General features: G+C 69.2%; 19 protein-coding genes. 15 read left to right on the top strand and 4 right to left on the bottom strand.

All coding sequences use genetic code 11. From position 1 onward, the window contains the following. Positions 1-114 precede the first annotated feature (114 nt). The 3 genes from aceA to SLW56_RS18140 all read left to right on the top strand — a co-directional run bounded on the left by aceA (position 115) and on the right by SLW56_RS18140 (position 5,355). Positions 115-1,410, top strand: a complete 1,296-nt coding sequence (gene aceA / locus SLW56_RS18150; protein WP_017908067.1) for an isocitrate lyase — start codon at positions 115-117, stop codon at positions 1,408-1,410. Positions 1,411-1,655: 245 nt separating this feature from the next. Beyond that, positions 1,656-2,699 (top strand): GGDEF domain-containing protein, encoded by a 1,044-nt coding sequence (locus SLW56_RS18145; protein ID WP_017908068.1) that lies wholly within the window; start codon positions 1,656-1,658, stop codon positions 2,697-2,699. 28 nt (positions 2,700-2,727) lie between these two features. Continuing rightward, positions 2,728-5,355, top strand: a complete 2,628-nt coding sequence (locus tag SLW56_RS18140) for a putative peptide modification system cyclase (protein ID WP_320695263.1) — start codon at positions 2,728-2,730, stop codon at positions 5,353-5,355. Here SLW56_RS18140 and SLW56_RS18135 read toward each other — a convergent pair. Continuing rightward, positions 5,307-5,630 carry an NHLP-related RiPP peptide gene (locus tag SLW56_RS18135; RefSeq protein WP_026144210.1) on the bottom strand — a complete coding sequence of 108 codons (324 nt, stop codon included), beginning with the start codon at positions 5,628-5,630 and terminating at the stop codon, positions 5,307-5,309. The genes SLW56_RS18140 and SLW56_RS18135 overlap by 49 nt on opposite strands. Positions 5,631-5,803: 173 nt before the next feature. Between SLW56_RS18135 and SLW56_RS18130 the strand changes: the two genes are divergently transcribed. Continuing rightward, entirely contained in the window at positions 5,804-6,991 is a 1,188-nt protein-coding gene (locus SLW56_RS18130) for a putative peptide maturation dehydrogenase (RefSeq protein ID WP_295907085.1), read from the top strand. A gap of 18 nt (positions 6,992-7,009) precedes the next feature. Here SLW56_RS18130 and SLW56_RS18125 read toward each other — a convergent pair whose 3' ends face one another. Both SLW56_RS18125 and SLW56_RS18120 read right to left on the bottom strand, forming a co-directional pair. Further along, the gene (locus SLW56_RS18125) at positions 7,010-7,516 is read right to left on the bottom strand and encodes a cupin (protein WP_320695262.1); all 507 of its coding nucleotides are present in this window, start codon (positions 7,514-7,516) and stop codon (positions 7,010-7,012) included. Positions 7,517-7,655: 139 nt separating this feature from the next. After that, positions 7,656-9,278, bottom strand: coding sequence for a SulP family inorganic anion transporter (locus tag SLW56_RS18120; protein ID WP_295907048.1), 1,623 nt, complete (start codon positions 9,276-9,278; stop codon positions 7,656-7,658). Positions 9,279-9,577: 299 nt separating this feature from the next. Here SLW56_RS18120 and SLW56_RS18115 point away from each other — a divergent pair, with 299 nt between their 5' ends. The 3 genes from SLW56_RS18115 (at position 9,578) to SLW56_RS18105 (ending at position 12,478) form a co-directional block, all read left to right on the top strand. Then, complete coding sequence (locus SLW56_RS18115; protein WP_017914839.1) at positions 9,578-10,009, top strand: hypothetical protein; 432 nt, start codon at positions 9,578-9,580, stop codon at positions 10,007-10,009. Between the two features lie 475 nt (positions 10,010-10,484). Next, entirely contained in the window at positions 10,485-11,585 is a 1,101-nt protein-coding gene (locus SLW56_RS18110; RefSeq protein ID WP_320695261.1) for a DUF3182 family protein, read from the top strand. Positions 11,586-11,587: 2 nt separating this feature from the next. Continuing rightward, positions 11,588-12,478 (top strand): alpha/beta fold hydrolase, encoded by an 891-nt coding sequence (locus SLW56_RS18105; RefSeq protein ID WP_320695260.1) that lies wholly within the window; start codon positions 11,588-11,590, stop codon positions 12,476-12,478. 252 nt (positions 12,479-12,730) lie between these two features. On the opposite strand, the gene SLW56_RS18100 is transcribed toward SLW56_RS18105, so the two are convergent. Continuing rightward, a complete protein-coding gene (locus tag SLW56_RS18100; RefSeq protein WP_320695259.1) occupies positions 12,731-13,048 on the bottom strand; it encodes a hypothetical protein in 318 nt (105 codons plus the stop codon). Between the two features lie 326 nt (positions 13,049-13,374). On the opposite strand from SLW56_RS18100, the gene SLW56_RS18095 reads away from it, so the two are divergent. The 8 genes from SLW56_RS18095 to SLW56_RS18060 all read left to right on the top strand — a co-directional run bounded on the left by SLW56_RS18095 (position 13,375) and on the right by SLW56_RS18060 (position 23,086). Then, positions 13,375-14,205 carry a p-hydroxycinnamoyl CoA hydratase/lyase gene (locus SLW56_RS18095; protein WP_152235712.1) on the top strand — a complete coding sequence of 277 codons (831 nt, stop codon included), beginning with the start codon at positions 13,375-13,377 and terminating at the stop codon, positions 14,203-14,205. Positions 14,206-14,286: 81 nt separating this feature from the next. Beyond that, positions 14,287-16,152, top strand: a complete 1,866-nt coding sequence (locus SLW56_RS18090) for a feruloyl-CoA synthase (protein ID WP_320695258.1) — start codon at positions 14,287-14,289, stop codon at positions 16,150-16,152. Between the two features lie 132 nt (positions 16,153-16,284). Continuing rightward, positions 16,285-17,637, top strand: coding sequence for an alginate export family protein (locus SLW56_RS18085; RefSeq protein ID WP_295965781.1), 1,353 nt, complete (start codon positions 16,285-16,287; stop codon positions 17,635-17,637). A gap of 14 nt (positions 17,638-17,651) precedes the next feature. After that, on the top strand, positions 17,652-18,974 hold the full coding sequence (locus tag SLW56_RS18080; RefSeq protein WP_320695257.1) for an MFS transporter: 1,323 nt from the start codon (positions 17,652-17,654) through the stop codon (positions 18,972-18,974). Positions 18,975-19,112: 138 nt separating this feature from the next. Then, positions 19,113-19,589, top strand: a complete 477-nt coding sequence (locus SLW56_RS18075; protein ID WP_017908083.1) for a MarR family transcriptional regulator — start codon at positions 19,113-19,115, stop codon at positions 19,587-19,589. A gap of 232 nt (positions 19,590-19,821) precedes the next feature. Beyond that, the gene (locus SLW56_RS18070; protein ID WP_320695267.1) at positions 19,822-20,784 is read left to right on the top strand and encodes a transporter; all 963 of its coding nucleotides are present in this window, start codon (positions 19,822-19,824) and stop codon (positions 20,782-20,784) included. 27 nt (positions 20,785-20,811) lie between these two features. Next, positions 20,812-21,579: a coniferyl-alcohol dehydrogenase gene (locus SLW56_RS18065; RefSeq protein WP_152235708.1), complete on the top strand. Its 768-nt coding sequence runs from the start codon at positions 20,812-20,814 to the stop codon at positions 21,577-21,579. 37 nt (positions 21,580-21,616) lie between these two features. Then, entirely contained in the window at positions 21,617-23,086 is a 1,470-nt protein-coding gene (locus tag SLW56_RS18060) for a benzaldehyde dehydrogenase (RefSeq protein ID WP_320695256.1), read from the top strand. Positions 23,087-23,092 lie beyond the last annotated feature (6 nt).

Here is a 23,092-nt window from a genome sequence, read left to right as displayed (position 1 = left end):
GGAATCGTGAGAGCGATGTCCCTGCGTCTGATCCCTGCCGAGCCTTCCAAGCTCGTTATCCGGCACACCCCCACCGTTTCATCGCTGCATCCCTTTTTTCGAGGAGAACGCCAGATGAGCACCACGCTGCAGACCGCCGAACAGATCCAGCGCGACTGGGACACCGATCCGCGCTGGGCCGGGATCACCCGCAACTACACCGCCGCCGACGTGGTGCGCCTGCGCGGCACGGTGCACGTGGAGCACTCGCTGGCCCGGCTCGGCGCCGAGAAGCTGTGGAAGTACCTGCATGAAAAGGACTTCGTCAACGCGCTGGGCGCGCTGACCGGCAACCAGGCGATGCAGCAGGTCAAGGCCGGGCTCAACGCCATCTATCTGTCCGGCTGGCAGGTCGCCGCCGACGCCAACCTGGCCGGGCAGATGTACCCGGACCAGTCGCTGTACCCGGCCGACTCGGTGCCGGCGGTGGTCAAGCGCATCAACAACACCCTGCTGCGCGCCGACCAGTTGCACCACGCCGAGGGCAAGGACGAGATCGACTTCCTGCAGCCGATCGTGGCCGATGCCGAGGCCGGCTTCGGCGGCGTGCTCAATGCCTTCGAGCTGATGAAGGCGATGATCGAGGCCGGCGCGGCCGGCGTGCACTTCGAAGACCAGTTGGCCTCGGTGAAGAAGTGCGGACACATGGGTGGCAAGGTGCTGGTGCCGACCCGCGAGGCGATCGAGAAGTTGAACGCCGCGCGCCTGGCCGCCGACGTGATGGGCGTGCCGACGCTGCTGGTGGCGCGCACCGATGCCGAGGCCGCCGACCTGGTGACCAGCGACATCGACCCCAACGATCGCCCGTTCACCACCGGCGAGCGCACGGTCGAGGGCTTCTTCCGCACCCACAAGGGCCTGGACCAGGCGATCAGCCGCGGCCTGGCGTACGCGCCCTACGCCGACCTGATCTGGTGCGAGACCGGCAAGCCGGACCTGGAGTTCGCGCGCAAGTTCGCCGAGGCCATCCACGCCAAGTTCCCCGGCAAGCTGCTGGCCTACAACTGCTCGCCCAGCTTCAACTGGAAGAAGAACCTGGACGACGCCACCATCGCCAAGTTCCAGCGCGAGATCGCCAGCTACGGCTACAAGTTCCAGTTCATCACCCTGGCCGGCTTCCATGCGCTGAACTACTCGATGTTCAACCTGGCGCACGGCTACGCGCGCCGGCAGATGAGCGCCTTCGTCGAACTGCAGGAGGCCGAGTTCGCCGCCGCCGACCGCGGCTTCACCGCGGTCAAGCACCAGCGCGAGGTCGGCACCGGCTACTTCGATGCGGTGACCCAGGCAATCCAGCAGGGCCAGTCCTCGACCACCGCGCTGAAGGGCTCGACCGAGGAAGAGCAGTTCCATGGCGAGAAAGCGGCCTGACCTGCAGCCAGGCGCGCCGATCGATCGCCCCTCCCTGGCAGGAGGTGGGAAGCCCGGGTTCGCCCGGGCTTTTTTTGCGCTGCCGTCGGCGGAACGGCGCTGTCTACCGCGTGCGACAGATCGTCGCAGCGGCGGCTTGCGATGTCTCTTGCAGGGGCGAGATTGCCTGTGAAACGTATCGTGAGCGCGGCGTGTAGGTGCTATGCTCCGCGGACAGGGCCAGCGACGTCACATTAGGGGGCCGGATGAGCTGCGACAGCGCCGCATCCACCGCACGCGGCACAATTTCCAACGCTGCGGTCGCTCCGAAGCCGAACGAGCTGGCGGTGCTGACCGCCGCAGAATTGCGTCTGTTTTCCGAGTTCGGTCGCGCCCGGACGGTGCGCGCCGGCGATGTGCTGTTCCGCCGTGGCGACGGCGGCAGCGCGATGTTCGTGATCACCAGCGGCGTGATCGATCTGGATTTCGGCGAGGACCTGGTGGTCAAGCACCTCGGCCATGGCGAGTTCTTCGGTGAGCTGGGCCTGCTGATCGGCAACCACATGCGCAGCGCCGACGCGCTCGCCGCCAGCGACGGCGCCCTGGTGGAACTGGACCACGACGACTTCCAGCGCCTGGTCGAGCGCGACCCGGGCGTGGTCGCCTACTTCCTGCGCCGCACGATCATGCGCGTGGTGATGAACGAGCAGACCCTGATCCGTCAGCTGCGCCGGCGCAACCGCGACCTGGAAGCGGCGCTGGACAACCTCTACGCCACCACCCACCAGCTCAGCCAGACCGAGGAACTGGTGCGGACCGACGAACTGACCGGCCTGCACAACCGCCGCGGACTGATCCTGCGCCTGCAGGAGTGCCGCCGCGATGGCCGCTCGCCCGGCCCGGGCCTGCTGCTGATCGACTGCGACCGCTTCAAGCACATCAACGACGCCCACGGTCACCTGGTCGGCGATCGCGTGCTGCAGAACGTCGCCAACATCCTGCGCTCGGTGGCCGGGCCGGACGACACGGCGTGCCGCCTGGGCGGCGACGAGTTCTGCCTGCTGGTGGCCGCCGGCACGGTCGAGGACCTGCGCCGCATCGGCGAGTTCGTGCTCGCCACCGTGCAGAACCTGCTGGGCGTGCCGCACCCGGCGCCGCACATCTGCCCGGTCAGCATCGGCATCAGCCGGGTGGATCCGCATTCGGACTGGAACGACTGGTACGCCAACGCCGACGCGGCGCTGTACGAAGCCAAGCGCCAGGGCGGCAACCGGCTGTACTGGCACGACCTCGCCTCCGCCCCCTGCTGAGTCACCGCGTCCCTGCCGAGCCGCCGCCATGACCGATGCCACCGCACCGCAGCCCGAGGTCCCGCAGCTTCGTACCCTGCTGCTGACCGACCTGTGCGATTCGGTGGCGCTGGTGGAAAAGCTCGGCGACGCCAATGCGGCCGACCTGTTCAAGCGGCACGATTCGCTGGTGCTGGAGTTGCAGCAGCGTTGGCGTGGCCGCCTGATCGACCGCTCCGATGGCCTGCTGTTGCTGTTCGAACGACCCATCGACGGCCTTGGTTTCGCCCTGGACTACAGCCGCGGCCTGCATGCGCTGGGCGCGTCGCGCGCGCTGGACCTGAAGGTGCGCGCCGGCCTGCATGTGGGCGAAGTGCTGACCTGGCGCAACAGCGACGCCGCCGTGCAGGTGGGCGCCAAGCCGTTGGAAGTGGAAGGCCTGGCCAAGCCGACCGCGGCGCGGCTGATGACCCTGGCCCGGCCCGGGCAGATTCTGCTCTCGGCGGTGGCCGAGTCGCTGACCCACCGCGCCGCCCGCGAGCTGGGCGAACGCGGCGAGCGCCTGCTGTGGAAATCGCACGGCCGCTGGCGCTTCAAGGGTGTGCCGACCCCGCTGGAGATCTACGAAGTCGGCGAGATCGGCCACACCCCGCTGCGCGCGCCCAAGCCCACGCCCAAGGCCTGGCGCGACATCCCGCTATGGCGGCGGCCGGCAGCGCTGGCGGCGGAAGCGGCGCTGATCGCCGCGTTCGCCGTCGGCGCCTGGTTCGTCACCCGCCCGCAGCCGGCCATCGCCTTCGCCGAACGCGACTGGGTGGTGGTGGGGGATTTGCGCAATCTGACCGGCGACGTCGCACTGGACGACTCCCTGCAGCAGGCCTTCCGCATCAGTCTGGAACAGTCGCGCTACGTCAATGTGCTCAGTGATCTGAAGGTGCGCGACACGCTCACGCGGATGCGCCGCGATCCGGAGCACACGCCGCTCGATCGCGCCACGGCATCGGAGATCGCGCAGCGCGACGGCGCGCGCGCCGTGCTGCTGGCCACGGTGTCGGAGGTCGGCGGGCGGGTGCGGGTGAGCGCCGAGGTGGTCGATCCGCGGACGCAGGCGACCGTCTATGCCGAGTCCCGCGACGGCCGTGGCGCCGGCTCGGTGCTGGCGTCGATCGACGCGGTCACCGCATCGCTGCGCGAGCAGCTGGGCGAAGGCGAGGACGTCATCAGGAAGAATTCGCCTCCGCTGCCGAGCGTCACCACCAGCAGCCTGGACGCCCTGAAGGCCTATGCGATCGCGATGAAGTACTTCACCCGGCGCGACTTCCGGACCGCCGATCAGTACTTCGCCAAGGCCGCGGAGATCGACAAGGATTTCGCACTGGCCTACATGGGGTCGATGCGAGTCGAGATCTCCACCGCCAACAATCGCGCGGCGCTGCAGTACCTGGCCAAGGCCATGGCCCTGCGCGACCATCTTTCCGAGCGCGATGCGTTGTACCTGGACGCGTGGGCGAGCGAACTCGGCCCGCACCCATGGCGGCAGGCCAAGCAGAAGTGGAAGATGCTGTCGGAACTGTATCCGGACTACTACGCCGGCGCGGCGCAGTTCGCCTGGGACGAGTTCACCGAGGGCAATTACGCTTCCGCCGAGCATAGCGTGCAGAAGTTCGCGGTGCCGCAGAATCCGCTGCGCGATGTGGCAGTGGAATTGCAGGGTCGCATCTACCTGGCGCAGGGCCGATATGGCGACGCGCTGAACGCCTTCAAGCAGGCCGAGGAACTTGGCGGCTATCCGGCGACCCGGCGCCATGCTGCGGCGTTCGCGGCGATGAAAGACTATCCGGCGGCTGGCAGGATCATGGCGGCGCTGGCGGCATCGGGCTCGGCATTGACCGACCGCTTCGAACAGATTTCCATTCCGCTGGACCAGGGCCGCTTGGGCGATGCCGCCGCCGCCGCGCGGGCCGCCGTAGCGGCGTCGGCGGATGCGGAGCCGGTGATTCGCTATCCCTTGCAGATCGCGCAGCAGGCGGTCGCCTTCGTTACCGATCCGCGGACGGTGGACAGGGCCTTGTTGGCGCGAATTGCCGGCGAAGCGCTGGAGCGCGCGGTCCACGGTGACGCCGGCGATCGCGACGACCTGATCATCGTGGCGATGTCGGCGATCCGCCTGGCGCAGCGCAGCGGCGACCGAACGCTGTACGACGTGCACGCCGCGCAGCTCGCGTCCCTGGTCGCGGAGTCGGGCTTTCCGCCGATGACCAAGCTGCTGTCCTTGCTGCAGGCGCAACAGCTCGTCGACAGCGGAACTCCCGCGCGTGCGGTCGCTCTGTTACGCGAGCAGATCGATGGCAGGGAGCCGTACCAGCTTCACGTCAGCCTGCGCGATGCCTTGCTCGCGGCCGGCGAGAAGAAGCAGGCCATGGCCGAAAACGACTGGTTGGTCGCGCGTCGCGGGCTGGCGTACATCGAACCGATCGGTGGGCTGGTGCTGCAAGCGATGAATGTCGCCGACGCGAACCTGGCGGTGGTGAGTACCACGGAAATCCTGGCCAGCCTTGGCCAGACCGACCAGGCGCGGCAGAAGGCGGAAACCTTCCGACGCGCCTGGGCGGGACAAGCGCTACCGAACTATCTGGCGGTCAGGCTGGCGACGACGGAACCCGCCTCGAAACAGTGAACGACCGTGTGCGTACCCTCGGCGGTGAGGTAGGCCAGCAGCAACTCCAGGGCTTCTTGGATTTCTTCCTTGCTCGCCAGGTCCGACGTGCACAGGCAGGTCGGCTCCTCCAGCGCGGCGGCGACGCGTTGCTCGGAAAGGCCCAAACTACGCAGCGCCGCGCCCGGATCCTGCGCGAACAGCGCGCGGAAGTCGTCGTCGGTGGACAGAAGCGTGAGCAATTGCTGGGCGGTGGCGAGATCGAAGGGCGGATGCCCCTGCGGCTGATCGGTCATGATGTGGTCCCCTGTTGCGATAGCGGTGGACATGCGATGCACGCATGGTGGAGGTGCGGTTGCCACGGGTGCTCGCAGGAACGACCGGGGCCGCGACGGTATCCTAGCAGTCCAGCATCTCTCCAATGTGGCCAATCGATGCAGCGCTCAAACACAGCGGAAACGAGGAATTCATGCGCCTGAGGCGCTGCGCCGTGCTGTTCGTCGAGGCGAGGGAAAGCGTGGCGTTCGACCTGGCCAGCCTGCTGCGGGGCGGTGCGGGCCTGCGTCGCCGGCGGGCCTGGGTCGCCCTGGCGCCGCACCTGGACGGCGAGCTCGAACTGGACGCGGCCGACCTGCCGTTGCTCGGCCAGGTCAGTCCAACGGAATGGGTCGAGCGCGCACAACTGGTTGACCATGCCGATGATGCGATCGAGCGGGCGCTCGAGCGCGGCCTGCTGATCGGCGACGACGCAGGTTCTGCGGCGTTTCGCGAACGCGACGAGGCATTGCGGTCCGCGCATTGGTGGCCGGCCGCCGCCGTGGCGCACTGGGCGAGCCGTTGGCAGGGCATCGATGGGGTGACCGCGATGGAGCGCAACGGCATGGTGTCCGCCCCGGACCTGCGCCGCAAGCTGGGCGCGCCGCCGCCGGAGGTGCAGGAGGTCGGGTCCGGCCTTGCCAGGATTCCATTGCCGCGGCTGGACGATGGCGCCTTTGAGGCCATGCTTGCGCGTCGCGTTACCTGTCGCAATTACGACGATAGCCGCCCGCTGCCGCACGCGCTGTTCCTGCGGATGTTGCAGCGCGTGCTGATGGCGCGGGCGACGCTGAAGGTCCAGGACGACACGGTGTTCCTGAAGAAGAACGTGCCGTCCGCCGGCGGGCTGCACCCGACCGAAGCCTACCTGCTGATACGCCGGGTGGAAGGAATCGAACCCGGCCTGTACCACTACCACCCTGTGGATCACGCGTTAACCCAGCTGCCGTGCCCGGGACCGGACATCGATACTTTCGCGAGGGTGGCGCTGGCCGGGCAGCATTGGTTCGCCGGCGCTCACGTGCTGGTCCTGCTGGCGCCGCGATTCAACCGGACGTTCTGGAAGTATCGCCAGCACGCCAAGGCTTATCGCGCACTGACCCTGGACGTCGGCCACATCTCGCAGGCGCTGTACTTCTCGGCGACCGATCTGGGGTTGGGCGCGTTCGTCACCTCCGCCATCAATGATGTCGATCTCGGCAACGCGTTGGGCCTGGATCCAATGCGCCAGAGCGTCATGGCGATCTGCGGCTTCGGCTGGCGTTCCGAGCACGCAGCGACGACCGAGTTCGATCCGGCATGCGACGTCTGGGCGGCGGGGCCCGCTTCGCGGCAGGTGTGACCATGTTGGACGACAAGGTCAGTCGACGGCGGTAGGCTTCGTCCAATACTCCAGCAATGGTCCACCCGTCCCGAGCAGCGGGTCGCTCTGCGGAACCGGCACCTGCGCGATCCGTTGCAGCATCGTGGCGTCGGGCGCCTGACGGCAGATGTCCCAGTCCTGGCCGTCCGGATAGGCGCCGACGACCATGAAGTCGGCGCTGGCAGACAGCCGGCAATGGCCTGTCCCGGCCGGCAATAGCAGCGCATCGCCGGCCGCGAGCGCGACCTCGATGCCGCCGGGGCCGCCGAGCAGCACGCGGGCGCTGCCGCGGGCGACGCCGAGCACTTCGTGCGCGGTGGAATGGTAGTGGTGATAGTCGTAGATGCCGTCGCGCCATTGCGGCGGCCAGCCGTGCGCGGCGAAGCGGCGTTCGAAGCCGTCGGCGTCGATGGTGCCCACGCACTGCCGGTAGTGCAGCACCGGCAGGAACGGATGGTTGGGCACCCAGTCGTGTGGCGGCAGTTGCCAGTGGTCCAGTGACATCGGCGGATCTCCTGCATGGCCGTTAGCAGTTCGATGCTAATCGGCCGATGTCGCCGCCATGTCGGCACGCGGGACGGCACGCGGCTTGACCGCGCACTGCGCCGTGCCGCCGTGCCGACACGATCGTCCCGGCCGGGCCTCAATGCAGCGGAACGCTTTCCACATCGTCGCGCTGGTGCCTGCCCAGCCGCCCGACCATCGCCGCACTGTCCGGGTTAAGTCCCAGCACCTGGACCTGCGCGCCGTGGCGGCGGAATTTCATCACCACCTGGTCCAGCGCGCCGATGGCGCTGATGTCCCAGACGTGCGCGTCGCTCAGATCCAGGGTGACCCGTGCCGGCGCGTGGGCGAAGTCGAAGGCACCGGCGAAGCCGCCGGCCGAGGCGAAGAACAGTTGGCCGCGGATGCGGTAGGTGTGGCCGCCATCGGCGTCCTCGCTGCGCGCGATGTGCAGCATGCGCCCGACCTTGCGCGCGAAGAACAGCGCCGACAGCAGCACGCCGGTGAGCACGCCGCGCGCCAGGTCGTGGGTGGCCACGGTCACCGCGACGGTGCCGAGCATCACCACGCTGGAGCTGGTCGGGTGGGTGCGCAACTGCGCCAGCGAGCGCCAGCTGAAGGTGCCCACCGAGACCATGATCATCACCGCCACCAGTGCGGCCATCGGGATCTGCCGCACCCAGGCGCCTGCGAACACCACCAGCAGCAACAGCACGCTGCCGGCGACCAGCGCGGACAGGCGGCCGCGCCCGCCGGACTTCACGTTGATCACCGATTGCCCGATCATCGCGCAGCCGGCCATGCCGCCGAACAGGCCGCTGACGATGTTGGCCATGCCCTGGCCCACGCATTCGCGGTTCTTGTCGCTGGGCGTGTCGGTCATGTCGTCGACGATCTGTGCGGTCATCATCGACTCGAGCAGGCCGACCACGGCCATCGTCGCCGATACCGGGAACACGATCCACAGCGTTTCCAGCGTCCACGGCACGGCCGGCAGCAGCAGGCTGGGGAGGCGATCGGGCAGTTGTCCCTTGTCGCCGACGGTGGGCACGTGGATGCCGAAGTACAGTGCCAGCCCGGTCAGCAGCACGATCGCCACCAACGGCGGCGGCACGGCCAGGCCGCGCGTCCAGCGGTGCCCGAACAGCAGCGCCGTGGCGCCACCCACGGCGACCGGCAGCAGCATCCACGGCGCCATGCTGCCTGCGGTCAAGGCGGCGCCCAGCACCAGCAACCACAGGCCGATGCCGGGAAAGCTGCGCTGCGACAGCCAGGGCAGGCCGTAGATCAGCAGCAGACCCAGCGCGACCAGCGGGTAGACCGGCACGGGCACGCCGATCAGTTCGGGCAGTTGTGCCATGAAGATCAGGATCGCCAGCGCATTGACGAAGCCGGTGATCACCGAGCGCGAGACGAAGCGCATCAGCGCGCCGAGCTTGAACAGCCCGGCCAGGATCTGCAGCACCCCGGTCAGCAGCGTGGCCGCGAGTAGATAGGGCACGCCGTGCTCTTTGACCAGGCCGATCATCAGCAGCGCCATCGCGCCGGTGGCGGCGGAAATCATGCCGGGGCGCCCGCCGGCGAAGGCGATGGTCACGCAGATGCAGAAGGCGGCATAGAGGCCGATCTTGGGATCGACGCCGGCGATGATCGAGAACGCGATCGCCTCGGGAATCAGCGCCAATGCCACGACCAGGCCGGCGAGCACGTCGCCACGGAGATTGCCGCACCAGGACTGGCGCAGGGAAGAGGAAAACTTCAAGGTAAACGCTCCCGACACCGCCCTGTCGCAGGGCAGCGCTCGCTGTATGCAATGGAAAACCAACAACCTGCGGCCTGCTGTCGAGGCGGGCCGATGCAAGCTGCGGGTGTCAGGGTGGCGTCATGGGAAGCGCGTAGTGAGAGAGCGGCGCGAGCAGGCGCGCGGCCAGTATACGCGATGGCTGCCGCCGCGCCCGCTGTGACCGCCTGTACGCTGCCGCTGCCGCCGCACGACTCACGTTGCGCTCACTTTCGCCGCGCAGAATGTGCGGATCGCAATGCCGTATCGTGGAGTCGGCCATGCAGGATCTTCGCATCGATCATGTCGATGGCGCCTTGTCCGCCCTGGACCAGGCCGACCCGCAGTACAAGGCCGCGCTGTGGCAATGGGCGTGCCTGGAAATGCTGCACGAGACGCTCACTGCCATGCACCAGCTCTCGCACCGCGCCGGCGTGGCCGAACTGGTCGCCGACGCCTGGCTGGCCCCGGTCGACGTCATCGCCCCGGAGCAGCCCTTCCTGGAGCGCGCCGCGCTGGCCGATCCGCGCGTGCAGGCCTTCGCACTGGCGCTGAATGCGGCGGCATCGCGGCAGTCGCGCGCCGACTTGTGGCGCAGCGGCTATGCCAGTGCGGTACAGGCCACCCTGCAGGGCATGCAGGCGCTGGCCGGCAAGCATCGGATCGATGCCCGCTTGCCCACCCACCATGCCACGGCGACGGCTGCGGCCTGAGCACGGTGTCGACCACAGCGTTCGTGCGCTGCTGCGCTGACGATCGACCGTGATGACGCTATTGCTCGCACTGGCTGTGTGCTCGCACTGAGTCGTCTTTACCGCAAGCGCGACGCGCATCGCCGACGCGATGACGCGGTTGACCGGACGCCGCCGGCCCTTGTTTTCGCGCGATGACACGCACACCACATCGCGTTCACCCCCATGCGACAGCGTGCGCGACAGCCTTGCGCCATGCGTCACGACGACCGCCACTCTGCGGCCCCTCCTTCCGCGTCCGCGCCACAGCGTCGACGCGCGCGCGATGCCAGCGGCACGTCCGAAGCCGCTGCCTGGTGGCGGCAATTGCGCGCCAGTCGCTGGCTGCGCGTGGTTGCCGCGCTGCTGGCGCTGGCCGTGGCCGCCGTGTTGCTGCTGCAGTGGTACGACCATGGCTGAGGCAGCGCGTCTTTCCGATCCGCACGGAGCGTTCCGCATGGCCCGATCCACCGTGCATGCCAATGTCCGCGCCTGCCAGGTGCGGGAGACCGTGTCCGGGGGCCACGAGGCAGCCACGCATGCCTGGGTGGTCGCCGAAGTGGGGCGGCTGATGCACCTGCCCGTGCACGACGAGCGCTGTGCCGCCGGTGCGGGTGCTTTCTGCGTGCCCGACGACACCCTGACCACCGCGCAGGCCGAGCAGATCGGCGTGCACGCGGCGGCCGATCTGCTGGGCGGTGTGGTGCCGTACGCCTTCGTCGCCACCAAGGCGATCAGCCATCCGCTGATCGAGATCGATGCGCAGTCACCTGACGGGTGGCAGCCCGACCTGGGCGCGGCGCTGGCGTCCGCCACGCTGCCGGGCTACGCCGCCTTCAGCGCTGCCGATGCCCGACGCGCGTACGCGCGCTTGTGCGACGGCGGCCCGGTGCGGCTGAAGCTGCCGCACGGCGTCGGGGGGCTCGGGCAGGTGCTGCTCGGCGACGCGCAGGCGCTGGATGCGGCGCTGGCGACACTGCCCGCGCACGCGTTGCGCGAGCATGGGGTGGTGCTGGAACGGCACCTGCAGCAGCCGACCACCTTCAGCGTCGGCGAAACACATTGCGCCGGCATCACCATCGCCTACTGCGGCACGCAGTCGGTCACCCGCGACGGCAGCGGCCGCGAGGCGTACGGCGGCTCGGAACTGCAGGTGATCCGCGGCACCCTCGACACACTGCTGGAGCAGCCGTTGCCGCCGCGCCAGCGCACCGCGGTGCTGAAGGCACGCGACTACGACCGGCTGGTGGCTGCGGCCTATCCGGGCTTCTATGCGTCGCGCCGCAACTACGACGTGATCGAGGGGCTGCTTGCCGATGGCAGCATTGCCTGCGGCGTCCTCGAGCAGTCCTGGCGCGTCGGCGGCGCCACGCCAGCGGAACTGGCCGCGGTCGCTGCGTTCCAGCAGTCGCCGACGCTGCAACGCGTGGTCGCTGCCACCGTCGAGCGCTATGGCGCGCATCCGCCGCCGCCGGCCGGGGCGCAGGTGTACTACGTGGGCGAAGAGCCGCGCACCGGCCTGCTGACCAAGTACCGCTACATGCGCAGCGTGACCTGACCATGGAAGCCGAACTTTCCAGCATCGACATCCCGGTCGACGGCACGGCGCTCAGCGGCACCTTGCTGACCCCGACCAGCCGCCTGCCCGGCGTGCTGTTCGTGCACGGATGGGGCGGCAACCAGCATCACAATCTGGTGCGCGCGCGCGAGGCGGCCGGCCTGGGTTGCGTGTGCCTGACCTTCGACCTGCGTGGCCACGAAGGCCTGGCCGCGATGCGCGAGACGGTGACGCGCGCGCAGAACCTGGACGACATCAAGGCCGCCTACGATCGCCTGGCGGCGTCGCCGCACGTGGATCCGGACGCGATCGCGGTTGTGGGGCTGAGCTACGGCGGCTACCTGGCCGCGTTGCTCACGCTGGAGCGGCCGGTGGAGTGGCTGGCCCTGCGCTCGCCGGCGCTATACAAGGACGCGCACTGGGATGGTCCGAAAGTCGCGCTGAACCGCGATCCCGATCTGATGCCCTACCGCAACCGCGTGGTGACGCCGGCGGACAACCGCGCCCTGGCGGCCTGCCAACGCTATCGCGGCGATGTGCTGCTGGTGGAGGCCGAACGCGACACCATCGTGCCGAGCCAGGTACTGCACAACTACGCGGCAGCGTTCTCCAGCGCGCGCTCGCTGACCACGCGCATGATCGCCGGCGCCGATCACGCGCTGACCGAGAAGGCGCACCAGGCCGCCTATACGCGCCACCTGATCGACTGGCTGACCGACATGGTGATCGGGCGCCGCGTGGCCCTGGCCAGCCGCGTGGTCGAACAGCGCAAGCAGCGCCTCAAGCGCAGCGAGGGCGAGGCGGCGACGGCGCCCGGCAAGGGATCGAACGCCTTCCATGGGCGTCTGGAAGCGAAGGAGCACAGCGCCTCGCCACCCGCTTCGTCGCGTTGAGCCGCATGCAGTGCCGGAGGCGTGCAACAGCAACACGCGGCGCAAGCCGCGGTGTGCCGAGCGCGCGATGGGCTGCTATCCGGTTGTCGCCGCTGCGCCGGGAGACGGCGCCTCGGGGGCGCCTTCCATCGCGACCGAAGACGCAGCGTAGGAGCAGCGTTGGCCGCGACAGGCATTCCCCGTAACGCCCGTCGCGACTTACGCCGCTCCTGCCCTGGCAACGACGAGATGCCGGGCTGCGCTGGGCGCTGTTCAGTGCCGCCGCCCCGAATGCGCCAGGTGCTGCCAGGCATGCCGCACCAGCCAGCGCGCCTCGTCCCATGGCACCGACAGCATCGGCGCGCACTGGTGATAAGCGTCCTGCAGCACGCGGTACAGCTGCGCCTCGTTGGCGCGCGGGTAGGCCAGGTACACGTCATAGCCGATCTTCAGCAGTTGCGCGTAGTCGGCGAAGCCCTGGCGGCCGAGACGGCCCTCGGCATGGGCCTGCTGCCAGTACGCCATCTCGGCGTCCAGATCGATGCTGACGCGAGCGAGGGTCGGTTGGTCAAGCGCGGAGACGGTGTGCATCACATCACCCCGGTGTCGACGGAACCCCTGTGGGCTGGATGCTAACCCGGGACTGAACGCCCCCTGTGAGCATTGCGTTTGCTGGGCGTGAAGACTCGCGGCGACGTGGCGGCGGATCCAAGGTCCTGGGATGGCTTGCTCCCTTCGCGAGTCCAAGCAATCCGTATCGCGGTTGCTGTCACCCCGCCCATGGGCGGGCCGCCATGCTCCCGCCACAGCGCCGCCCGCCATGCTGCACTGCAGCTTGCGCCGAAATAATGATGATCTATAACTATTATCAGTCCTAAGTGATCCGCTCTCTCCCCCCTCCCTATGCAGGCCTATCCATGAGCAGCTACCAAGACCGCTGGCAGACCGTCCAGGTCGAGATCGACGCAGGCATCGCCTGGGTCACCCTGAACCGGCCGGACAAGCGCAACGCGATGAGTCCCACCCTCAATCGCGAAATGATCGACGTGCTGGAGACGCTGGAGCTGGACAGCAGCGCCGAGGTGCTGGTGCTGACCGGCGCCGGCGAATCCTGGTCGGCCGGCATGGACCTGAAGGAATACTTCCGCGAGACCGACGGCAAGGAAGAGATCGTGCAGGAGCGCATGCGCCGCGACTGCTCGCAGTGGCAGTGGCGCCTGCTGCGCTTCTACAGCAAGCCGACCATCGCCGCGGTCAATGGCTGGTGCTTCGGTGGTGCGTTCTCGCCGCTGGTCGCCTGCGACCTGGCCATCGCCGCGGACGAGGCGGTGTTCGGGCTGTCGGAGATCAACTGGGGCATTCCTCCGGGCAACCTGGTCAGCAAGGCGGTCGCCGACACCATGGGCCACCGCAACGCCATGCTCTACATCATGACCGGGCGCACCTTCACCGGCACCGAGGCGGCGCAGATGGGCCTGGTCAACACCAGCGTGCCGCGCGCGCAGCTGCGTGAGGAAGTGACCAAGCTGGCGCAGGAACTGCAGCAGAAGAACCCGGTGGTGCTGCGCTTCGCCAAGCACGGCTTCAAGCGCTGCCGCGAGCTGACCTGGGAGCAGAACGAGGACTACCTGTACGCCAAGGTCGACCAGTCCAATCACCGCGATCCCGAAAAGGGCCGGCAACAGGGCCTGAAGCAATTCCTGGACGACAAAACCATCAAGCCCGGTCTGCAGACCTACAAGCGCTGACCCGTCGCGTCGCCTGCGGCCCCGCGGGGCCGCGGCGGCGTTGCCGCACGCCGTGCCGTCTCTCTCCCCCGGATGGTTCCGATGAATGCCGCTGAGTCCGTTGCCACCGCCGCGCGCTACCGTCCTGTCGGACTGAGCCACGCGGATACCGAGGTCCACCGCGATACCGACGGCGTGCTGCGCCTGCGCGCGCGCGAACCGCTGGCGCCGCTGCCCAGGCACCTGCTGCAGCGCCTGCAGCACTGGGCGCTGCACACCCCCGAGGCGACCTTCGTGGCGCAGCGCGACGAAGCCGGGCAGTGGCGGCGGCTGAGCTACGCGCAGATGCTCGAGCGCACCCGCCGCATCGCCGCGCACCTGCTGGACATGGGCCTGTCGGCGCAACGGCCGCTGGCGATCCTGTCGGGCAACGATCTGGAACACCTGCAGCTCGCGTTCGCGGCGATGTATGCCGGCATCCCGTACTGCCCGGTGTCGCCGGGCTACGCGTTGCTGTCGCGCGATTTCGCCAAGCTGCGGCATGTGGCCGAGGTGCTGCGCCCGGGCCTGCTGTTCGCCAGCGACGGCGACGCATTCGCCCCGGCGATCGCTGCCGTGTTCCCCACCGATGTACCGGCAGTGTGCGTGCGCGGCACCCTGCGCGATCGTGCTTGCCTGCGCTTCGAGGAACTGCTGGCGCCGCGCGCGCTGGACGCCGCCGATGCCGCTTTCGCCGCCTGCGGCCCGGACAGCATCGCCAAATTCCTGTTCACCTCCGGCTCCACCCTGCTGCCCAAGGCGGTGATCACCACCCAGCGCATGCTGTGCGCGAACCAGCAGATGCTGTTGCAGACCTTTCCGGTGCTTGGCGAGACGCCGGTGCTGGTCGACTGGCTGCCGTGGAACCACACCTTCGGCGGCAGCCACAACATCGGCATCGCCCTATACAACGGCGGCAGCTTCTACCTCGACGACGGCAAGCCGACCCCGGCGCTGTTCGAGCAGACCTTGCGCAACCTGCGCGAGATCGCGCCCACCGTATACCTGAGCGTGCCGCGCGGCTGGGAACAACTGGCGCAGGCGCTGGAACAGGATGCGGCGCTGCGCGAGACGTTCCTGTCGCGCATGCGCATGTTCTTCTTCGCCGCCGCGGCGCTGTCGCAGGAAGTGTGGGACCGCCTGGAGCGCATCGCCGAGGCGCATTGCGGCGAACGCATCCGCATGCTCGCCGGCCTGGGCATGACCGAATGCGCGCCGTCGTGCACCTTCACCCACGGCACCAGCAATACCCCCGGCGATGTCGGCGTGCCGGCACCGGGCTGCGAGGTCAAGCTGGTGCCGGTCGGCGACAAGCTGGAAGCGCGCTTCCGCGGGCCGCACGTGATGCCGGGTTACTGGAACGCGCCGCAGCAGACCGCCGAGGCCTTCGACGAGGAAGGCTTCTACCGCTCCGGCGACGCGCTCAAGCCGATCGATCCGCAGCATCCCGAGCGCGGCCTGTTGTTCGACGGCCGCCTGGCCGAGGATTTCAAGCTGTCTTCCGGCGTGTTCGTCAGCGTCGGCCCGTTGCGCACGCGGGTGCTGATGGAAGGTGCTGCGTACGTGCAGGACGTGGTGGTCACCGGTGCCGACCGCGACGCCATCGGCCTGCTGCTGTTCCCGCGGCTGGACGCGCTGCAGGCGCTGTCCGGGCTGCCGGCGCAGGCCGAGACGGCGCAGGTGCTGCAGGCGCCGCCGGTGCGCGCCTGGCTGCAGCGCCTGCTCGACACGCTCAACCGCAGCGCCACCGGCAGCGCCAGCCATGTCGCGCGCGCGGCGTGGCTGGAGCAGCCGCCGAACCTGGAGGCCGGCGAAATCACCGACAAGGGTTCGATCAACCAGCGCAACGTGCTGCGCGCGCGGGCGGCGCTGGTCGAACAGCTCTACGCCGGCACCGCACCGGGCGCGGTGGCGGCGCCGCCGTCATGACCGCACCACTCGGCCGCGCGACCGGATAGCGGACCGCGCTCCTTCGCATCACCGGCTTCGAGACTTGGGAGGGAATCGATGACTGTGCCTCATGCGCGCGCGCGCCGTGCGCCCCGTACCGCGTGCCTGGCAATGTTGTGCAGCGTCGGCTGCGCCCAGGCCGATGCCGAACCCAACGGCCCGCAGGGCAAGCTGCTGGCCGATCAGGAAGACTATTCGGCGCTGGCCGAGCGTCCGCGCCAGGGCTGGGAGAAGTGGAAGTACCTCCCGCTCGGCGACGGCTGGCTCAGCCTCGGCGGCGAGAGCCGCACGCTGTACGACTACCGCGAGCACGCCGGCTTCGGCCGCTTCGCCACCGATCCGCACGGCTATGCGCAGCAGCGCCTGCGCTTGTGGGCCGACTACCGGCCGTCGGCGTATGTGCGTCTGTTCGGCGAACTCGCCGACAGCCGCGTGGCCGGCCTGCAGACGCGGCCGGTGCAGGCCACCGACCGCAATCCGCTGGACCTGGAGCAGGGGTTCGTCGAACTGTCCGACGGACAGAAGGCGCCGGCCTGGCGCCTGCGCGCTGGCCGCCAGCAGATCGCCTACGCCTGGCAGCGCCTGCTCGACCCGCGCGATCCGGCCAACTCGCGCATGCCGTTCGATGCGGTGCGGCTGCTGACCCGGCAGCCGCGCTGGAGCGGCGGCCTGCTGTGGGGACGCCCGGTGCTGACCCGCACCGGCAGCTTCGACGACCGTGCCAACCGCGACCAGCGCCTGTGGGGCGCGCACGCCGAAGTGCCGCTGTCGCCCAGCCAGCCGAAGGCGGCGCTGCTGGAGACGCTGTACCTGGACACCGTGCAGGACGGGCGTCGCTATGGCGGGGTGGTCGGCGAGGAGCATCGGCACACCTTGTCCACGCGCCTGAGCGGCGCGGTGCAGGGCTGGGACTACGACCTGGAGCTGATCGGCCAGCGCGGCCATTTCGCCGGCCAGCGCGTGCGCGCCTGGCAGGGCACGCTGTTCGGCGGCTACACCTTCGCCACGACGACGTGGTCGCCGCGCCTGGGCTGGCGCATGGAGGTGTCTTCCGGCGACCGCGATCCGCGCGATGGCGAACTGAACACCTTCAATGGCCTGTACGCGCGCGCCTCGGTGTTCGACGGCAGCATGATCAGCAGCAACGTGCGCGCCATCGGCCCGGAACTGGTACTGCGTCCCAGCGAGCGGCTGTGGATCGACATGTACGTGCTCAAGCTGCAGCGGCAGAGCCTGCACGACGGCGTGTACGCGGCCGGCTGGCGGGTGCTGCAGCCGGGCGACGCCAACGACGCGCGCGACATCGGCACGCGCTCGGTGCTGTGGGTGAAGTATCGCTTCAACGCCTTCGCCAGCCTGGACGTGTACGCCCACTACACCCAGGCCGGGCCGTTCCTGCGCGAGGGACCGGTGCGCGGCCGCGACTACTTCTACATCGCCCCCTTCCTGACCCTGCGCTTCTGAGCCGGAGCCTTTCCATGCGCGATCCGCTGCCATCGTCTGCGCCGTACCGCCCGCTGTATGCGTGGTACGTCACCATCGTGCTGTTGCTGGCCTACACGCTGTCCTTCGTCGACCGGCAGATCCTCGGATTGCTGGTGCAGCCGATCAAGCGCGACCTGCAGCTGTCCGACTCGGCCTTCAGCCTGGTCCATGGCTTCGCCTTCGCGGTGTTCTACACGCTGATCGGGGTGATGCTCGGCCGCGTCGCCGACCGCCGCAACCGCCGCAACCTGATCGTGCTCGGCGTGGTGATATGGATCGCGGCGACCGCCGCCGGCGCCTACGTCACCAGCTTCTTCACCCTGTTCCTGGCGCGGGTGTTCGTTGGCGTCGGCGAGGCCTCGCTGTCGCCGGCGGCGTACTCGATGCTGGCCGACTACTTCCCGCCGGAAAAACGCGCGCGGGCGATGAGCGTGTACACCTCCGGCGTCTACATCGGCTCGGCGGCGGCGTTCATCGTCGGCGGCCTGGTGATCGCGGCCACCAGCAAGGAGAGCACGGTGCTGCTGCCGCTGCTGGGCAGCTTCCGGCCCTGGCAGGCGGCCTTCATCCTGGTCGCGCTGCCCGGGCTGGCGGTGATCGCGCTGATGGCCACGGTGCGCGAGCCGGCGCGGCGCGAGCAGGCCGCCGCGGTGCCGAGCGTGCGCCCGGACCTGAGCCACCTGCGTGACAACGCGCGGGTGTACCTGGCGCTGTTCCTGGCCAACGGCGTGATCGCGATGATCACCTTCGGCATCACCGCCTGGTTGCCGGCCACCTTCATCCGCCGCTGGCAGTGGACCCCGGGCGAGATCGGCCCGGCCTACGGCATCATCATCCTCACCTTCGGCATCGCCGGCATGCTGTTCAGCGGCTTTCTGGCCGACCGCCTGGCCGCACGCGGCAGCCGCGACGCGGCACTGAAGATCTCGCTGGTCGGCGCCGTGCTGCTGGTGATCAGCAGTGCGCTGTTCGCGGTGGCACCAGGGCCGTGGCCGGCGCTGGCGGCGATCGCGCTGACCACGTTCGTGCTGGGCATGCCGGTGGCGCTGGCGCCGGCGATCCTGCAGGCGGTCACCCCCAATCGCCTGCGCGGCCAGGTCACCTCGATCTACCTGCTGCTGGTCAACCTGATCGGGCTGGGCCTGGGGCCGTACCTGGTGGCGCTGGGCACCGACCACGTGCTCGCCGACGAGCGCCAGGTCGGGCTGTCGCTGGGCGTGGTGTGCATGGGTGCGGCGCTGCTCGGCGCGCTGTGCCTATGGACCGCCGCCGCGCCTTACCGGGCGCTGCTGCGGCGCGTGGACGCGGCGTTGTGACCATGCGCGGCCATGCCCCTACAATGCAATGGCGACGGCACCGCCGGCCGGCGCCGACGGATGCGTGCGCAGCCGCCGTGACCTGGCCGCAGGACGCCCCATGCAGGAAGCGCAGTGAGTTCGAAACCGAGTCCCGAGATGTCCAACAGCGCGTTGCCCGCCGATCCGCACACGGCGGACAGCGTGGACCAGCGACGCCTGACCAGCCTGATCGGCTACCGCATCACCCGCACCGAACTGCAGGTGCGGCGCCTGTTCCAGGACTGCGTGCGCGCCTTCGAGCTGAAGCCGGTGGAGTATTCGCTGCTGGTGCTGGTGGACGCCAATCCCGGCATCAACCAGCGGCAGCTGGGCGAGGTGTTGAGCGTGTCGCCGCCGAACCTGGCGATCGTGGTCGCGCGCCTGGTCAAGCGCAAACTGCTGCGGCAGGTGCGCGGGCGCCAGGACCGGCGCATGCAGCATCTGCATCTGACCGCCGCCGGCACGGCGCTGCTGGCGCAGGCCGAAGCCGAAGTGGTGCGGATGGAGCAGCAGCTCGGCACCGCGCTCGGCGCGACCTCGGCACGCGCGCTGCTGCAGGCGCTGGACCGGCTGGACGCGCTCGACCGCCTGTAGCGGCCCCCTGCGGCGCGGCTGGTTCTTGCCGCCCGCCCTTCTTTCTCGCTGATTCCCGACCCGCCGCCAGCGTCCCGCTGACGGCGTGCGTCGCCGCGTGGTCGCGCCCTGCGCGCGCTGCGTGTTCGCGTTCCTGTCCCCCCGCACCCCGCCGTTCCCCTTTCGCTTGGAGTGCCTGCCCGTGAAGCGTGTCCGCTACCGTGTCCCCTCGTCGCCGCGTGCCCCTGCGCGCCTGTCTCTGCTCGCCGTGCTGGCCATCGCCTGGGTCGCACCGGCGGCCGCGCAATCGGTGCCGCAGAGCGCCACCTTGCCGACCGGCATCAATATCGGTGGCACCAGCTTCTTCGACGGTTTCAGCAAGCCCAACCCGGGCTGGACCGCGATCCAGTACCTGCGCCGCTACGACTTCGACGCGATCAAGGACGCGCACGGCGACGACGTGCCGGTGTTTCGCGATCCGCACATCGGCTCCTCGGTGTGGGTCACCCAGGTCGCCTACCTCAGCGACTACAAGCTGTTCGGCGGCTCCCTCGGCATCACTGCACTGGCAGCGCTGGTCGATCTGGATACGTCGTTCGCGTACGACAGCCCGGTGGCGCTGCGCGACAACGGCGCCGGCCTGGGCGACCTGACCATCGGCCCCTACCTGCAGATGGCACCGGTGATCCGCAATGGCCGCCCGGTGTTCTCGCAACGCTTCGAACTGGATGTGCTGGCGCCGATCGGCAAGTTCGACCGCAACCGCGACGTCAACCAGGGCGCGGGCTACTGGTCGGTGCTGCCGAGCTGGGCGTTCAGCATCCTGCCGACGCCGCGCTGGGAAATCAGCGGACGGCTTAACTACATTTACAACTTCCGCGCCGACAAGGCCTCCAACGTGCCGCAGGGCGACGGTTTCGTGTTCCGCAACGGCCAGGCCGGCGACGCGGCGTGGCTCAACTTCGCCAGCTCGCTGGAAGTGGTCAAGGACCTGCACCTGGGCATCAACGGCTACTACCTCAAGCAGTTGCGCGACAACCGCACCAATGGCCAGCGCGTCGCCGACAGCAAGCAGACGCAGTTCTACCTGGGCCCCGGCCTGTCGTGGCGGATCGACCAGAAGAACATCTTCAACGCCAATTTCTACATGCCGGTGGAGGTCAAGAACGCGCCCTCCGGCCACAACGTCAACCTGCAATACATCCACGTCTTCTGACCAACTTCGCAACGGACACGCGCTGCCATGAACCTGCACAACAAGACAATCCTCGTCACCGGCGTGGCCTCCGGCATCGGCGCCGAGGTCGCACGCCTGGCGCGCTTCCACGGCGCCACCGTGATCGGCATCGACCGCCAGCCGGTCAACATGACCCTGCACGGCTTCCACCAGGCCGATCTGGGCGACCCGGCCTCGATCGACGCGCTGGTGGCGCAGCTGCCCGAGCGCATCGATGCGCTGGCCAACATCGCCGGCGTGCCCGGTACCGCGCCGGTGGACGTGGTGGCGAAGGTCAACTACCTGGGCCTGCGCCACCTCAGCCAGGCGTTGCTGCCGCGCATCGTGCCCGGCGGCAGCATCATCAACATCGCCTCCATCCTCGGCGCCGAGTGGCCGCAGCGGCTGGACCTGCACAAGCAGCTGGCCGCCGCCGACAGCTACGCCGCCGGCAGCGACTGGCTGGCGGCGCATCCGGTGCCGCAGGCGACCTGCTACCAGTACTTCAAGGAAGCGCTGATCGTGTGGACGCTGCTGCGCTCGCGCGACTGGTTCGCAGCGCATTCGGTGCGGGTCAACAGCGTCGCGCCTGGTCCGGTGTTCACGCCGATCCTGGGCGATTTCGTCACCATGCTCGGGCCCGAGCGGGTCCAGGCCGATGCCGGCAAGATGAAGCGCCCGGCCTATGCCGACGAGGTCGCCGAAGCGGTGGTGTTCCTCGCCTCCGATGCGGCGCGCTGGATCAACGGCGTCAACCTGCCGGTGGATGGCGGCCTGGCCGCCACCGCCCTCTGAACCACTCTTTCTTCCTCTTTCCACGAGAGCACACAGCATGCACAGCACCGAACCCCTGGCCGCCGCATCCACCTGGAGCGAGCGCATCTTCAACGGCGAGTGGGTCGCCGCCCAGGGCGGCGTCCTTGAGGTGATCGAACCGGGCAGCGGCACGCCGCTGCACCGCGTCGGCCAGGCCAATGCGGCCGACGTGGCCATGGCGGTAGCGCAGGCGCGCGACGCGCAACGCGCCTGGGCGGCCACGCCGCCGCGCGAGCGCGCGGCCGTGTTCCATCGCGCCGCGCAGGTATTGCAGCAGCATGCGGCGGCGGCCGCGGCGCTGATCGCCCGCGAGACCGGCGGCATCCTGCCCAAGGGCGAGCACGAGGTGCGCGAGGCGATCGTGCTGCTGCAGCAGGCCGCGGCGATGCCGCTGCAGGCGCAGGGCCAGGTGCTGCCGACCGCGCCGGGCCGGCTGAGCCTGGCGCGACGCTTGCCGCTGGGCGTGGTCGGGGTGATCTCGCCGTTCAATTTCCCGCTGGTGCTGTCGTTGCGTTCGGTGGCGCCGGCGCTGGCGGTGGGCAATGCGGTGGTGCTCAAGCCCGATCCGCGCACGCCGTACGCTGGCGGTTTCGTCATCGCCGAGGTGCTGCAGCAGGCCGGCCTGCCGAAGGGCCTGCTGCACGTGCTGCCAGGCGGCGCGGATGCCGGCCAGGCGCTGGTCGAAGCGCCGGGCGTGCCGATGATCGCGTTCACCGGTTCCACCGCCGCCGGCCGCCGTATCGGCGAACTGGCCGGCAAGCACCTGAAGAAGACCGCGCTGGAACTGGGCGGCAAGAACTCGTTGATCGTGCTCGAGGATGCCGACCTGGACAAGGCGGTGTCGGCGATCGCCTTCGGCGCGTACTTCCACCAGGGCCAGATCTGCATGGCCACCGGTCGCGTGCTGGTCCAGCGCAGCATCGCCGCCGAACTGACCCGACGCCTGGCCGAGAAGGCACGGCACCTGCCGGTTGGCGACCCGGCCACCGCCCACGTGGCACTCGGTCCGATCATCGACCAGCGCCAGCTGCAGCACGTCAAGGACGTGGTCGATGCCTCGGTGGCGGCGGGCGCCGTGGTCGAGGCCGGCGGCACCCACGAGGGCCTGTTCTATGCGGCCACGGTTCTGTCGAACGTGCAGCCGGGCATGCCGGCGTTCGAGGAGGAAGTGTTCGGCCCGGTCGCCAACGTCATCGCCTTCGACAGTGACGACGAGGCGGTGGCGCTGGCCAACCAGACCGAGTACGGCCTGTCCGCCGGCATCCTGTCGGCGTCGGTCGGTCGCGCGATGGCATTGGGCGAGCGCCTGCACACCGGCCTGCTGCACATCAACGACCAGACCGTGGCCGACGAAGTCACCAATCCGTTCGGCGGTACCGGCGCCTCCGGCAACGGCACCAGCATGGGCGGCCCGGCCGACTGGGGCCAGTACACGCACTGGCAGTGGGTGACGATCCAGGACAGCGCGCCGCAGTATCCGTTCTGAGGACAA

It is taken from the genome of Xanthomonas sp. LF07-6 (assembly GCF_034105445.1).
In the GTDB taxonomy this organism is placed as follows: Bacteria; Pseudomonadota; Gammaproteobacteria; order Xanthomonadales; family Xanthomonadaceae; genus Xanthomonas_A; species Xanthomonas_A sontii.
Note: the sequence above shows the minus strand (reverse complement) of the source record. Positions and strands in the feature narration are given on the sequence as shown.